Origin of the sequence: Psychroflexus longus, from assembly GCF_020164595.1 — a bacterium.
In the GTDB taxonomy this organism is placed as follows: Bacteria; Bacteroidota; Bacteroidia; order Flavobacteriales; family Flavobacteriaceae; genus Psychroflexus; species Psychroflexus longus.
The window spans coordinates 18,064-32,510 of the sequence record NZ_JAIQZE010000017.1; the positions used below are offsets into that span (position 1 = coordinate 18,064).

16 protein-coding genes are annotated in these 14,447 nt (G+C 34.4%); 11 read left to right on the plus strand and 5 right to left on the minus strand.

Features of this window, described 5'->3' with window-relative positions:
• Positions 1 to 6 precede the first annotated feature (6 nt).
• Positions 7 to 324, plus strand: a complete 318-nt coding sequence (locus LB452_RS12875; RefSeq protein WP_224454128.1) for a YbaB/EbfC family nucleoid-associated protein — start codon at positions 7 to 9, stop codon at positions 322 to 324.
• Between the two features lie 59 nt (positions 325 to 383).
• Here LB452_RS12875 and LB452_RS12880 read toward each other — a convergent pair whose 3' ends face one another.
• On the minus strand, positions 384 to 923 hold the full coding sequence (locus LB452_RS12880; protein ID WP_224462146.1) for a hypothetical protein: 540 nt from the start codon (positions 921 to 923) through the stop codon (positions 384 to 386).
• Between the two features lie 247 nt (positions 924 to 1,170).
• On the opposite strand from LB452_RS12880, the gene LB452_RS12885 reads away from it, so the two are divergent.
• From LB452_RS12885 to LB452_RS12900, 4 genes are read left to right on the plus strand one after another with little or no spacing between them, the layout of a single operon-like run.
• Positions 1,171 to 1,959: a polysaccharide biosynthesis/export family protein gene (locus LB452_RS12885; RefSeq protein WP_224462147.1), complete on the plus strand. Its 789-nt coding sequence runs from the start codon at positions 1,171 to 1,173 to the stop codon at positions 1,957 to 1,959.
• Positions 1,959 to 4,430, plus strand: coding sequence for a polysaccharide biosynthesis tyrosine autokinase (locus LB452_RS12890; protein WP_224462148.1), 2,472 nt, complete (start codon positions 1,959 to 1,961; stop codon positions 4,428 to 4,430). Before LB452_RS12885 ends, LB452_RS12890 begins: the two co-directional genes overlap by 1 nt.
• A gap of 11 nt (positions 4,431 to 4,441) precedes the next feature.
• Positions 4,442 to 5,722 carry a nucleotide sugar dehydrogenase gene (locus LB452_RS12895; protein ID WP_224462149.1) on the plus strand — a complete coding sequence of 427 codons (1,281 nt, stop codon included), beginning with the start codon at positions 4,442 to 4,444 and terminating at the stop codon, positions 5,720 to 5,722.
• Entirely contained in the window at positions 5,722 to 6,702 is a 981-nt protein-coding gene (locus tag LB452_RS12900) for an SDR family oxidoreductase (RefSeq protein WP_224462160.1), read from the plus strand. Before LB452_RS12895 ends, LB452_RS12900 begins: the two co-directional genes overlap by 1 nt.
• 102 nt (positions 6,703 to 6,804) lie before the next feature.
• Here LB452_RS12900 and LB452_RS12905 read toward each other — a convergent pair whose 3' ends face one another.
• Genes LB452_RS12905 through LB452_RS12915 form a run of 3 tightly spaced genes read right to left on the minus strand, consistent with a single transcriptional unit; the run spans position 6,805 to position 8,508 of the window.
• Positions 6,805 to 7,377, minus strand: a complete 573-nt coding sequence (locus LB452_RS12905) for a YceI family protein (protein ID WP_224462150.1) — start codon at positions 7,375 to 7,377, stop codon at positions 6,805 to 6,807.
• Between the two features lie 29 nt (positions 7,378 to 7,406).
• Positions 7,407 to 8,039 carry an NAD(P)H-dependent oxidoreductase gene (locus LB452_RS12910; protein ID WP_224462151.1) on the minus strand — a complete coding sequence of 211 codons (633 nt, stop codon included), beginning with the start codon at positions 8,037 to 8,039 and terminating at the stop codon, positions 7,407 to 7,409.
• Positions 8,040 to 8,055: 16 nt separating this feature from the next.
• Positions 8,056 to 8,508: a MarR family winged helix-turn-helix transcriptional regulator gene (locus tag LB452_RS12915; RefSeq protein ID WP_224462152.1), complete on the minus strand. Its 453-nt coding sequence runs from the start codon at positions 8,506 to 8,508 to the stop codon at positions 8,056 to 8,058.
• Between the two features lie 162 nt (positions 8,509 to 8,670).
• Between LB452_RS12915 and LB452_RS12920 the strand changes: the two genes are divergently transcribed.
• The 3 genes from LB452_RS12920 (at position 8,671) to dnaN (ending at position 10,569) form a co-directional block, all read left to right on the plus strand.
• The gene (locus tag LB452_RS12920) at positions 8,671 to 8,982 is read left to right on the plus strand and encodes a rhodanese-like domain-containing protein (RefSeq protein WP_224462153.1); all 312 of its coding nucleotides are present in this window, start codon (positions 8,671 to 8,673) and stop codon (positions 8,980 to 8,982) included.
• Between the two features lie 2 nt (positions 8,983 to 8,984).
• Positions 8,985 to 9,371, plus strand: a complete 387-nt coding sequence (locus tag LB452_RS12925; protein WP_224462154.1) for a rhodanese-like domain-containing protein — start codon at positions 8,985 to 8,987, stop codon at positions 9,369 to 9,371.
• Between the two features lie 76 nt (positions 9,372 to 9,447).
• Entirely contained in the window at positions 9,448 to 10,569 is a 1,122-nt protein-coding gene (dnaN, locus tag LB452_RS12930) for a DNA polymerase III subunit beta (protein WP_224462155.1), read from the plus strand.
• Between the two features lie 113 nt (positions 10,570 to 10,682).
• Here the strand turns inward: dnaN and LB452_RS12935 are convergent, their stop codons facing one another.
• The gene (locus tag LB452_RS12935; RefSeq protein ID WP_224462156.1) at positions 10,683 to 11,042 is read right to left on the minus strand and encodes a DUF4870 domain-containing protein; all 360 of its coding nucleotides are present in this window, start codon (positions 11,040 to 11,042) and stop codon (positions 10,683 to 10,685) included.
• A gap of 136 nt (positions 11,043 to 11,178) precedes the next feature.
• Here LB452_RS12935 and mnmE point away from each other — a divergent pair, with 136 nt between their 5' ends.
• From mnmE to LB452_RS12950, 3 genes are all read left to right on the plus strand, one after another.
• Positions 11,179 to 12,591 (plus strand): tRNA uridine-5-carboxymethylaminomethyl(34) synthesis GTPase MnmE, encoded by a 1,413-nt coding sequence (mnmE, locus tag LB452_RS12940; RefSeq protein ID WP_224462157.1) that lies wholly within the window; start codon positions 11,179 to 11,181, stop codon positions 12,589 to 12,591.
• 218 nt (positions 12,592 to 12,809) lie between these two features.
• Complete coding sequence (locus LB452_RS12945; protein ID WP_224462158.1) at positions 12,810 to 13,160, plus strand: helix-turn-helix domain-containing protein; 351 nt, start codon at positions 12,810 to 12,812, stop codon at positions 13,158 to 13,160.
• Positions 13,161 to 13,228: 68 nt separating this feature from the next.
• Positions 13,229 to 14,278, plus strand: coding sequence for a site-specific integrase (locus LB452_RS12950; RefSeq protein WP_224462159.1), 1,050 nt, complete (start codon positions 13,229 to 13,231; stop codon positions 14,276 to 14,278).
• Positions 14,279 to 14,447 lie beyond the last annotated feature (169 nt).

The following is a 14,447-nucleotide window of genomic DNA, read 5'->3' on the forward strand; positions in this document are numbered from 1 at the left end:
AAAAATATGTTTGGAGATATGATGGGTATGATGAATAAGATCAAAGAAACCCAAGCTAAAGTAGAGGAAACCAAAAAAAGACTGGATAGTGTGACAATGCTCGAAAAAAGTAATGATGAACTTTTAAAAGTGAAAATTACAGCTAATCGCGAGATAAAATCTATTGAAATTGACGACGAATTACTGCAAGACAAGGAGCAGCTCGAAGACTATTTAATACTCACTTTAAATAAAGCTATTAAAAAAGCTGGAGAAGTCAACGAAGCAGAAATTTCTGCAGTTGCAAAAGACGGTTTACCAGATATCCCAGGTCTAACCAGCTAGATAATAGCTATATCTAGGCCTTAAGGTGTTATTTAAGGTGCAAGATTTAAATGAAGTCATTAATTAACTTTAATGACTTTTTTTGACTTCCTATTGGTCGCCACCCAACCAAAAGTAAAATTAATCAACGGCCCGTAACCACTGGCTACACCAATACCATCGTAGTATCCGATTCCAAGTTCAATATTAGAATTGAATCCCTTATCATTTGACCGTTGGATACCATACATAAGGCCGTAAAAAGCTAATGAAAATCCCTTATCTCCATCTAAGTTATTATTAAATTGCAAAGGTTCCCAAAAAACGGTTCTAGCTGGAGCGATATAATTTGCAGAATTGCCAACTACTTTTTTACTGTAATCATATCTTGTTTTGAAATTGTGGTAGTATCTCACACGAGTATGCCAGGCTATACCAAAGGAATAACCCTCCTCATAAGAAGCCAGTCCGGGAGTAAAACTGGTAGATACACTTACATTTTTAAACAATCCCAATTCGTAACGAATTCCAGGACTTATAAAATTTAATGTAAGTTGATGTCTTTCCAAATTAGGTGCTCCATCCCAGCTTTCAACAAATTGCTGTGCTTTAGTTGGCAAACCAAAAAAAAAACAACCCGGAAATTAAGGATACTTTTAAATTCATTTTATTGATCATAAAACAAATATCAACTATTTCTGAAATTCAACAGAGAATTACAAATCATTTTTCAAAACCTAAATTCGATTTGGTTAAATGAATTTTACACTAAAATCATATATCCGCACGTTTAGTTTTATAAAATATAAGTTAATGGTTTATGTTTCTAAATCAAAAACTATATTTGCCATAACAATATACTACTGGATGAGATTTACATCATTAATTTTAATTTTACTAACCATTACGACCCTAACGTCTTGTATCAGCACCAAAAGACTTACCTATTTATCTGAAGACAAAGGAACTGAAGCTGATAGTTTGATTTCATTTCAGCAAATGCAACGTCCGTATAGAGTTCAAATTAACGATCTCTTGAGTATAAGAGTCAAAGCATTAGATCAGGAATTAACAAGTATGTTCAATCCTATTGGTGATGCTGAAAATTCTACAGCAACTACAGAAGAAAGGGCTTATTTTGATGGTTTTCTAGTAAATAGGCATGGTGAAATAAGAATTCCAACATTAGGAAAAATAAAAGTAATTGGTCTTACTTTAGAAGAAATAAGACTTAAACTTGAAGACATGCTTCTAAATGATTATTTCAAAACTGAAGCTAATATTTTTATAACTGTAAAATTAGCTGGGCTGCGTTACACAACACTTGGAGAAATTGGAACTGGAAGTCAAGTCATATATAAGGAGCAAGTTTCCATAATGGAAGCTATTGCAAATGCCGGAGACATTACACTTTATGGAGACAGGAGAAATGTAAAAATATTAAGGCAATATCCAGAAGGTCAACGAATTCACAGAGTAGATCTTACTAAAATATCGGCAGTAAATTCACCTTTCTACTATATTCAACCTAATGATTTAATCATCGTTGACCCATTGCCACAAAAATCATTGGGTATTGGTGAAACAGGTTTTGGAACATTGGCCACTGTATTCTCTCTACTTACTGGAATTACAATTTTACTGATAAGATTATAATGGACGAAGAATTCGAAATAAATGAATCTACTGGCTACTTTGACTTTAAAGGTTTTATAGTCAAGATTTTCAGCTATTGGTATTTATTTGTAATAAGTATTCTCATAGGAATGAGTATTGCTTATTTCATCAATGTCCGCAAACAACCCATTTATCAAATTGAAAGTTTAATCACAATTAAAGACGATCAAAACCCGTTTTTTACTTCAAATACAAGTTTAACTTTTAACTGGGGTGGCGTTTCAGATAAAGTCAACACAACTGTTACCACCTTAAAAACCAGGACTCACAACGAAAAGGTCGTAAACAGACTTCGGTACTACATTCAATATCTTGAAGACGGAAAGTACCAAAAAGAGGATGCTTATGGTAAAGTTCCTTTCGTTGTAATGGAGGATAGCTTAAAAGCTCAACTTATTGGAAGACAAATGACCATTCAGTTTTTGGATGATACCACTTTTGAACTAAGTTTGAAGTTTGAAGATGAAGAACCTGGAAATCTTAGCTTTTATGATTACACCTCAAAAGAACAAGAAAGTGTTTTCTCCAAAAAAGAAGATTACAAAGCTATTTTTTCAACTTCAGAGTATGTCGACTCACCTTATTTCAAGGGAAGGATTTTAAGAAATACATTACCTGTTAATGAAGGTAAGCCCTATTATTTTCAATTCAATAATTACTATTCTACAGTAAAGAAATATCAGGGCATCAATGTTAGCCCAGAAAACAAGGGAAGTTCTATCTTAAATTTATCCTTAAATGGAAATAACAAAGAAAAACTTGTTGATTATCTAAATACTACAGTGCAGGTACTGAGTGAAGATATGCTTAACAGAAAAAATTTATTCGCCACCAAAACGATCAGGTTTATTGACAGCAGTCTTACTGAAAAATCTAAAGAACTCAAATCTGTTGAGGAAGAATTAAATCAATTTAAGATCAGTAATGACATTATAGATTTGACTGCAGAAAGCAGTGAAATCAGACAAAGACTTACCAATCTTGACTTAGAGCAAAATGAAATCCAAAGGCAATTGGACTATTATAATAGGCTTGAAGACTACCTGAGAAGCAGACAAAATTATCAGGAAGTTCCTGCTCCTTCTGTCGCAGGAATCGATGAACCTAGTATAAGCTCTGCTGTCGGGAAAATTGTTGCACTTTCTGAACAAAGAAGCAAGTATGCTTATTCACTGAAAACTGATGCTCCGATTTTTGATGATATAGACAGACAAATCAATGCAACGAAGTCTGTATTGCTTGAAAATATCGATTCTTCCAAAGAAATCTTGCAAGAACAGTTGGGAACGGTCAGAAAAAACGTTGCAGACCTGGAGCGTCAGATCCGAAAATTACCTAAAGAGCAACAAGATTTACTTAAAATTGAAAGGCGTTATACAATTAGTGAGCAGACTTACAGTTTATTTTTAAGTAAACGAAATGAAGCTGGTCTTATCAAAGCAGCAAATGTAAGTGATGTCCAAATTATAGATAAAGCCATGGATACTGGCGGAGGTAAAATTGGACCAAACACTGAACTCAATTATGTAATGGCCTTGCTGATTGGAAGTTTCGTGCCCTTAGTTTTTGTGTTTTTATTAGTTTTTCTTGACAATAAAATAAACAACCCTAAAGATATCAATAAGTTGTCCCCAATACCAATTCTTGGTGTTGTTGGAAAAAGCAAAACAAGCAGCAATCTTGCCGTATTTTCAAAACCTAGATCCGCTATAGCTGAAAGTTTCAGAGGATTGAGAACGAGTATGCAGTTTATCTTTAAGCAGAAACACATTCAGGGAAATAAAACTATTCTTATTACATCTTCAGTAAGTGGAGAGGGTAAAACATTTACAGCCATCAATATGGCTTCTGTTTTTTCCATGAGTGGTAAAAAAACACTGCTTATAGGCCTTGATTTAAGGAAACCAAAGATTTTTGAAGATTTTGATATCACCAATGACGTGGGAGTTGTGAATTATTTGATTGATCAAAATTCAATTGAAGAAATTACACAAAAAACAAACTATGATAATTTAGATATAATGGTTTCTGGCCCTGTACCACCTAATCCATCCGAATTGTTAATGGTGGATAAAATGGAAGTTTTATTCTCTACACTTAAGGAAAAATACGATTGTATCATCATGGATACTCCACCTATTGGTTTGGTTTCTGATGCTCTTAATTTAGGAAAATATGCAGACGCTTCTCTTTATTTATTGAGACAGAATTATACTAAAAAAGCAATGCTGAGCGTCATCAATGAAAGGTATGAAAAAGGAGAAGTGAAAAATATCAGTTTTGTTCTTAATTATTTTCAGCATAAAGCTAAATACGGCTACGGTTATAATTATGGCTATGGTTATGGCTACGGTTACGGGCATTATGGGAATGGATATCTGCAAGTTGAAAACAAACAATCGTTAAGAAAAAGAATCAAAAGAAAAATCAAAAAAATATTTAATAGATAAATTAAACCAACATGAATCATCCTAAAATAGCAATAATTGGTCTTGGTTATGTAGGCCTCCCACTGGCTGTTGCATTTTCAAAAAAATACACTGTTATAGGCTTTGATATCAATCAATCTAGAGTAGACGAATTGAATAGTGGTAAGGACCATACACTCGAAGTGTCTGATGAAGATTTAAAAGAAGCTTTAGCTAGTAACACTTCACCAGCAATGAAACTCTCGACAGATGCTGAAGCTATGAAGGAGGCTACAATTTTTTTAGTCACCGTTCCTACTCCAACAGATAAAAACAGACAACCGGTGCTTACTCCCTTAATAAAAGCAAGTGAAACCATTGGTAAAATATTGAAGGATGGTGATATTGTTATTTACGAATCAACTGTTTATCCTGGCGTCACTGAAGAAGTTTGCGTGCCTGTATTGGAACAATATTCAGGTAAAACTTTCAATAAAGATTTCTTCGCCGGATATTCTCCGGAACGAATTAATCCTGGAGATAAACTACACACCGTTACTACAATACTAAAAGTCACTTCGGGGTCTACACCTGAAATAGCAAAAAAAGTTGACGATTTATATGCTTCAGTTATTACAGCTGGAACACATATGGCTAGCAGCATCAAAGTTGCTGAAGCAGCTAAAGTTATAGAAAATTCACAGAGGGATATTAATATTGCATTTGTTAATGAGCTTTCCAAAATTTTTAGATTATTAGACATTGATACAAATGATGTGCTTGAAGCCGCTGCGACCAAGTGGAATTTCATTAAATACACTCCTGGTCTTGTTGGAGGACATTGCATTGGTGTGGATCCTTATTATCTAGCTCAGAAAGCCTTAGAAGTTGGTTACAATCCTGAAATTATTTTATCAGGAAGACGAATGAATGATGGCATGGGTAAGTATGTGGCCAATGAAGTCATTAAGCTAATGCTCAATAAAGAAGCTAAAGTTAAAAATGGTAAAGCACTTGTACTGGGTATTACCTTCAAAGAAAACTGTCCGGACACCAGAAACACCAAAGCGATCGATGTTATTGAAGAATTGAAATCTTATAATATGCATGTCGATGTCTGTGATCCCTGGGCCAATAAAGAAGAAGTAAAGACTTTATTCGGCATTGACATACTTAGGTGTAATGAATTGAATTCTACTTACGATAGTATTATTCTTGCTGTGTCTCATAGTGATTTTCTAGAGCTAGATTTATCTGCTCTCAAAAATGAAAAAGCAGTTGTGTTTGATGTTAAGTCTTTTCTACCAACAGATAAAATAGATGGAAGGTTATGATGTATTCTAAAGCTTATCATGATAACGATATAAGCAATATTAACTTTTTAATTACAGGAGGCGCAGGATTTATAGGATCCAATATAGTCGAGTATTTATTGAAGTTTGGAGCGAAGCATGTTCGAGTATTAGATAATCTCTCAAATGGATATAAAGAAAATATAACTGAATTCGAATCCAAATCCAATTTTGAATTTATTAAAGGTGACATTAGAAAATTAGCAGATTGTGAAAATGCAGTTGAAGGAATGGATATCGTACTCCACCAGGCAGCTCTAGGTTCTGTTCCAAGGTCTATTGACGATCCTATAACAAGTAATGATGTAAACGTTTCCGGGTTTCTAAACATGCTTGTCGCTAGTAAAAATTCTGGTTCTGTAAGTCGTTTTGTTTACGCCGCCTCAAGTTCTACATATGGAGATAGCCCTAATTTACCAAAGGTGGAGCATACTATTGGCAAACCTTTATCCCCTTATGCAGTTACAAAATATGTCAACGAACTTTATGCTGATGTATTTGCCAAAACCTATGGCATGGAAATCATCGGTTTACGTTATTTTAATGTTTTTGGACCAAAACAAAGTCCAGAGGGAGCCTACGCAGCCGTCATTCCTTTATTTATGAAGGCGTTAAAAGATAAAAAAACACCAACTATCAACGGCGATGGAGAACAAACCAGAGACTTTACATTTGTAGAAAATGCTGTTCAAGCCAACTTAAAAGCGGCGTTTGCAAAAAAGGAGGCTGCTAATCAAGTTTATAATGTTGCGTTTGGGGAGCGAATTAGCCTGAATGAGCTTTGGGCAACTTTGCAAAATGCTGCTGATACTGAACTTGAGGCCAGTTATGGTCCTTCTAGGCAAGGCGACGTAAAAGATTCTTTAGCGGATATTGATAAAGCTAGAAAATTGTTAGGCTATGAGCCTGAATTTGATGTTCAAAAAGGATTAAAAGTAACCTGGAATTATTTTAAAGAATAAAAAACACATAAACTGGAAACTTATAAAGATTCAGCTTGAAATATATAAAAACAAAAAAACCTGCCTTTCAGCAGGTTTTCTCAATCAATCAAAAACAAATTTTTAAAATTTTAAACTGATATCTAGATCAAATTCATCATAAATTGTTTTGTCTCCCAAATTATCGAAAAAGGATCCAGAACCATATCTTACGTTATACTTGGTTCTATCAATGGTAAGATTTGTTGTAGCTGTATTGCCATTCATTTTTAAGTCGAATGCAATAGGATTTGTTTCACCTTTAATAGTTAAATCTCCAGAAATTCCATAAACATCTCCTTTTTTAGCTACAGTTGTAATAACAAATTTTGCAGTTTTGTGATTTTCGACTCCAAAAAAATCATCAGATCTTAAATGACCCATTAAGTCATTCCTGCTATCACCTTCTAAATCTGTGACGTCAATAGTGGTCATATCTGCAATAAACTCACCACCAACCAATTCATCATTTTCCATTAAGAAGAAACCTTCTTTTAAGTTGATCGTTCCTTCATGAGAACCAGTAAGTTTCTCACCTACCCATTTGATAGTACTTGCTTCAACATTAATTTTTTTCTTTTCAACGGCAGTAGTAAATGCTACTAAAGTAAAGATTGCTGTTAGCGCTAAAGCGCTTTTTAATACATTCATTTTCATGGTTTTAAATTTTAAGATTTGTGTTTATATTAAATTCTTGTAAATAATTCTTCTTTTGATTTTCTTACCTTCTTTTCATTCTGTAATTCATCTTTCTCACTTCTATACCCTATTGTTGTAAGTGCAACAGACTTTAAATTTTTAGACTCAAGGTGAAGTAGCTCATCAAACTCATCTGGGTTGAAGCCCTCCATTGGACATGCATCTATTTTTAATTCCGCTGCTGCAGTTAATAAATTACCTAGAGCAATATAGGCTTGACGTGAAGCCCAGACTTCTTTCATTTCTTGTGAAAAGGTCAGAACTGAATTTTGAATCATCTCTTTAAGACCGTTAAATTCTTCAACTGGCTTGTTTCTAGTTTTGCTATTGTTCTCGATAAATTTGTCAAGGTATGCCTGATCTATATCAGTTCTATAAGCGAATACCAATAAACATGATGAGTCTGTAATTTGCGGCTGACCGAAAGCTGAAGATTTGAGTTTATTTATTACTTCTGGATCTTTTATCACTATAACTTCATAAGGTTGCAATCCATATGATGAAGCAGATAATCTTATAGATTCAAGTAAAATTTCAAGATTCTCATCAGATACTTCTTTTTCAGGATTGAATTTTTTTGTAGCGTAACGCCAGTGTAACTTTTCAATATAAGTATTCATAATTTTTATTTTAGTTTTAAGTTCTTAGTTTATTTAGTAGAGTATTAAGCTGTTTTAATTCATCTTGAGATAAGTTTCCTGTCAGCATGGACTCAGATTCATCTACTACTTCGTTTATGATTTCCAGAGCTTTCTGACCTTCTTCAGTAATCATGATATCAACTTTTCGCCTGTTGGATTCACACTGCTCGCGTTGAACAAAATTTTTCTTAATCAATTTGTCCACAAGTCGTGTTGTATTACTCATTTTGCTTATCATCCTTTCCTGGATGGTTTGAAGAGAACAAGGATTCCCTTTCATACCCTTCAGGATTCTCAAGACATTGAATTGCTGAGTAGTAATATCGAATGGTTTCAAACTAGATGTAATTTTATCTGTAATCCAATTTCCAGTATAGAGTAAATTAAGCAAGGCTCTTTTACTCTCTGGAAGTTGTTTAGAAATTTTAAGTTCTTTTTCGATTATCATGTACTTACAATTGTTGTAGATACAAATGTATATTCTTAATCCTCTGCAAAAATTAAAGACTTTGTTAAATTTTACCGAAATAATTTATTCATAATTAAGGGTGAAATCGCACTATATGTAAGGATTATTGTATTTTTACATCATAAATATCAAATTAAAGAAATGGAAAATTTAAATGAAGAAAAATGGGTAGAAGGATTAAAGACTTCCAAAAACTCTGAAATTATAGATGTAAGGACTCCAGCAGAATTTAATGAAGGCTATATAGAAGGTGCTAGACTTATCAATATCCAAGATACTTCCACATTCATGAAAGAAGTTGAGCAACTTCAAAAAGACAAAGATTATTATGTCTACTGTAGATCTGGTCGTAGAAGTGAGATGGCTTGTCAGATAATGGAAAAAGCTGGAATTGAGAATGCGTTTAACCTTGAAGGAGGAATTATTGACTGGAGTGGTGAAGTAAAAAGATAATAATGAGAATTTTGGTAATATTTTTTTTATTGAGTTCTATTATGTCTTGTGAAAATAAAAGTGGAGCTACGCTTTTAACTTCTCAGGAGATGAAAGAGCTTATCACTTTGGACTCTGTTCAATTGATTGATGTGAGATCTCTTGAAGCTTTTCGTGAGGGACATCTAGAAGGTGCACAAAACTTGGTTTATGATGATGAGTTTGTTCAAAAAATTAAAAATTTAGACAAAAACAAACCAGTAGCCGTTTATTGCAGAACAGGAAGACGGTCTGAAGAGTGTTCAAAAATTTTAGAAAAAGCTGGATTCAAAAAAATATACCAACTCAAAGGGGGCTTAACTCAATGGGAATTTGAAGATGAGCTTGTAAGAGATACAATAAGCCAATAATATACCTTACAAACTTCAGAATACGTTATTATTCATCAGAAAAAAATATATTTGCATAGATTAATATACCTAAAATATGAAATTTATAATTTCCAGTACATATATGTTGAAAAATCTCCAAACACTTGGAGGCGTAATCAACAATAACAATACGATGCCAATTTTGGATAATTTTTTATTCGAATTGAATCATAACTCACTTAAGATTTCAGCATCGGATTTGGAAACAACGATGAGTGCAAAACTTGATGTCGAATCGAGTGATGAAGGAGAAATTGCAGTACCTGCCAGATTGCTTCTAGATACGCTGAAGTCGTTCCCAGAACAACCATTGACTTTTCATAAACTAGACAACCATACTATAGAAATCAGTTCTGAGCAAGGCAAATATGCTTTAGCCTACGCTAATGCCGAAGATTTTCCTACTCCTGTCAGTATAGAAGACGCAAGTCAGACTGTTTTAGTTGGAGATATCTTAGCAACAGCAATCAACAAAACTATTTTTGCTACTGGTAACGATGATTTAAGACCGGTGATGAATGGTGTTTTTTTCAGATTTACTGAAGACGCTTTGATTTTTGTCGGTACAGATGCTCATAAGTTGGTGAAATATTCCAGAACAGATATCAAAACTGATAAACCAGCCGAGTTCATTATGCCCAAAAAGCCTCTCAATTTGTTGAAGGGAGTTCTTCTTGGCAGTGAGGAAGATGTACAAATTGAATTTAATGAGTCGAATGCTAAATTTAGCTTCGAAAATGTTGAATTAACTTGTCGTTTGGTAGATGGGAAATACCCAAATTATGAAGCTGTAATCCCCAAAGAAAATCCAAACGTTTTGACAATTGATCGCTCTTTATTTTTGAGTTCAGTAAGACGTGTGTCCATTTTCTCGAATAAAACAACACACCAAATCAGATTGAAAATAGCTGGAGCAGAATTAAACATTTCTGCAGAAGACCTTGACTACTCCAATAAAGCTGAAGAACGCCTGACTTGCGATTACCAGGGAGACGATTTAACGATTGGTTTTAACTCCAAGTTTTTAACTGAAATGTTGAACAATTTAAATTCTGACGAAATAAAAATCAAAATGAGTTTACCCAACAGAGCAGGAATTCTTACTCCAGTTGATGGGTTAGAAAATGGCGAACATATTACTATGTTAGTCATGCCAGTGATGCTCGGTAATCAATAAGTCATTTCTATAATATCAAATACAAAAAACAGCCTCCACTTAGGAGGCTGTTTTATTTTAACAAACTAAATCATATCATTTTATCAACTTAGCTTTAATCAGAGTTTATTTAATTAATTGAAAAATTTGATGCTTAGCGGATAATGAGTTGGATTTCTATCATTGGCTTTTATAGCATTAACAATTGGAAAAATTAAAGTAAGTAATGCAACACCGGCAAGAATCACAAAACCAACCAGAATTAACATTAATGGCACTGCAACCAAAGCAGCCAAAAACATGGTCAATTGGAAATTTAGAATTTGCTTTCCTTGCTTATCCATGTGCTCTATTTTATCTTTTTGAGTTAACCAAATCACTAAAGGGACAATGAATCCACCAAAACCTGTAAATAGGTTGATTAACTGTGAAAGGTGGAGGAAAAGCAACATTTGACGATCTTCTCTCAATATAGGGTCTTGATATACTTCCATAATTTCTTTTTTTAATTAGACCTTGGGTCTTGATTTATGTTACATAAATTAACAATTAAATCTTAAATAATAGACTTAAGTTTCAATTCTATTAGAAAAACAATTCAAATTAAAAAACAGGCTGTAAATTTGTAGCATGATAAATAAAGACACCATTGTTGCACTTGCCACCGCATCTGGAAGTGGCGCTATTGCTATTATACGTATAAGTGGAGAAAAGTCTCTTGAAATTTGTTCTCCGCTTTTCTATGCTAAAAATGGCATTTCAATTTCAGATCAAAAAAGTCACACCTTACAGTTAGGAACTATTAAAAACGGCGAGCGTATTTTGGATGAAGTCTTGGTCAGTGTATTTAGAGGTCAACGCTCCTATACTGGAGAACCTACCGTTGAAATCTCTTGCCATGGAAGTTCATTTATCCAAAAGGAAATCATTCAATTATTAATTCAAAAGGGCTGTCGCTCCGCTCAACCAGGTGAATTTACCTTAAGAGCATTCCTTAATGGAAAAATGGATTTAAGTCAGGCGGAGGCCGTTGCCGATTTGATTTCCAGCGATAATGCCGCCAGTCATCAATTGGCCATGCAGCAAATGCGTGGCGGTTTCACCAATCAATTACAGGAACTGAGACAAGAACTTTTAGATTTTGCCTCTTTGATGGAACTTGAACTCGACTTCTCTGAGGAAGATGTTGAATTTGCCAATCGGGAGCAGTTTCAGGCTTTAGTTTTAAAAATTCAGAAAGTCCTCTCTCGGCTTATTGACTCTTTCGCTGTAGGAAACGTCATTAAAAATGGAATTCCTGTGGCTATTGTCGGAGAGCCAAACGTAGGAAAATCTACTTTACTCAATGCATTGCTTAATGAAGAAAGAGCTATTGTAAGTGAAATTGCAGGAACTACCCGCGATACCATAGAAGATGAGATTTCTATTGGTGGCATTGGCTTTAGATTTATCGATACGGCTGGAATTCGGGAAACCAAGGACACCATTGAAGGTCTTGGGATTGAACGCACCTTCGAAAAAATTAAGCAATCGCAGGTCATTATCAAATTAATAGACACTCCAAAAGTTTTTGATCATAAGCATCAACTCATTGTTAAAGAGTGGGATCGCGTCAAAGAAGACATCACTCAGCTCAAAGAAGCCTTTCCTGAGCGTCCTTTCCTCCTACTCGCTAATAAGGCGGACCTGCTTACCGAGAAGAATAAGGAACAACTGAGAACAGACTTTAAAGATTTACTTTTCATTTCAGCCAAAGAAAAAACAGGGATAGAAACTATCCAGGATCAATTATTAAGCTACGTAGATGACGGCGCTTTACGCAATAATGATAGTATTGTCACCAACTCCAGGCATTACAATGCCCTGCTGCTGGCTATGGAGGAAATCAACAAAGTCCAGGAAGGCCTGAATCAAGGTTTGACCACTGACTTACTCGCTATCGATATTCGTCAGGCCTTATATCATTTTGGTGAAATTACAGGGGAAGTCACCAACGACGAACTTTTAGGAAATATATTTGCGAATTTCTGTATCGGAAAGTAATATACTTTCCTTTAATACCTAACTAGCTGTTTTTATTTACTTTAAAGCTATTTATTTTCTTTTATTTGTTGCTTAACTTCTCTTTTTAAGCTATAATTGTTGTCTATTCGTTGCCTATTTAGTGGATTTGTTGCCTAAAATAGCCAACTGAGAAACAAGGATAAATCATGCACCATATTGCCCCATGTTGCACCTTATCTTTAAAAGTAGCACCAAATATGAGTACCAATTTACACATCCCGAAAACTTGTGAGTACTGTGGAAATCTTTTCACAGCACGGACAACTGTAACACGATATTGTTCTCACAAATGTAACAGAATACACTACAAGCAGATCAAAAGAGAACAAAAGGTCAAAGGAGCTTTAGCGGAAACGCATCAAAAGACTTCAATACCTCAACCTTCAGCAAGTAATCCAGAAAACATTTCAAACAAGGATTTTTTAAGTGTTTCAGAAGTGTCCAAACTTATAAGGATGAATAGATGGACCATCCAAAGAATGATCAAACGAGGACAGCTAAAAGCAGTTCCATTTGGTCGCAAACATATTGTTTCAAAAGTCAGATAGAAAACCTCTTTAATCAATAGCCTTATGAAAGTAACATTAAGAGAGCGCGAGAAAAACGGAAAATAGCCTTGTACCTTGATTACTACCATAAAGGCAAAAGAAAAACTGAGTATCTAAAATTATACCTGTCTCTCAATCCAAAGACGAAGGCTGAGAAAAACCTCAACAAACAAACCCGTGAGCTTGCTAAAACAATATGTGCTCAAAGACAAATCGAGATACAAAACGGACATTACGGATTTCAGGACATTGAGAAATTAAAGGGAAGTTTTACTACTTACTTATCTGCATTGGCCGATAAAAGAAATACCAGTCTTGGCAATTACGGAAACTGGAGCAGTATGCTCAAGCATTTAAAAACCTTCCATCCTTCAGATATTAGTTTCGATCAACTTAATTCAAATTTCGTTGAAAGATTCAAAGAATACCTAGACAAAGAAGCGATTGGAAAAGCTAAAAAACCACTTTCCCAAAATTCAAAATACTCCTACTTCGGTAAATTTACCTCAGCTTTAAAACAAGCGGTAAAAGATGGGATACTCAAGGTAAATCCTGCTACTAATGTAAAAGGCTTCAAACAGGGAGAACCACAAAGGGAATTCCTTACCCTTGAAGAACTACAAAAAGCGGTAAATACAGAATGCGAATTGCCAGAATTGAAAAAAGCATTTATCTTTTCCGCCCTTACCGGGCTTAGATGGTCAGATATCGAAAAAATGAAATGGTCAGAAATTCAACATTCTAAAGAAATGGGATATTACGTTAGGTTTACTCAAAAGAAAACTAAGGGAACAGAAACCTTACCTATCTCAGATCAAGCCTACGGATTACTTGGAGAACCTCAAGATAAAGACGAGTTAGTTTTTAGAGGTCTTAATTACAGTGCTTGGTCAAATCTTAAGTTACAGCAATGGATGTTGAAAGCTGGAATTACGAAAACCATCACTTTTCATTGTGCTAGACATACCTATGCTACACTTCAACTAACTTTAGGAACTGACATTTACACAGTCTCAAAACTTTTAGGGCATAAAGAATTACGAACCACTCAGATTTATGCTAAAGTAATTGATGACAAAAAGCGTGAAGCGTCTAACCGCATCAAACTGGATTTATAATGAGTAGAGATTTATTTTCCGACCTGTTATACATTGATGTAGGCTTCCCCCAAAACCGAACTGTTTAAAATAAGAATTATTTTAATTAAATTAGACAGTATTATGAGACGAAGTAAATTTTCACCACAGCAGATTGCTAAGATTTTAAAAGAGTTTGATACGGGTAAAA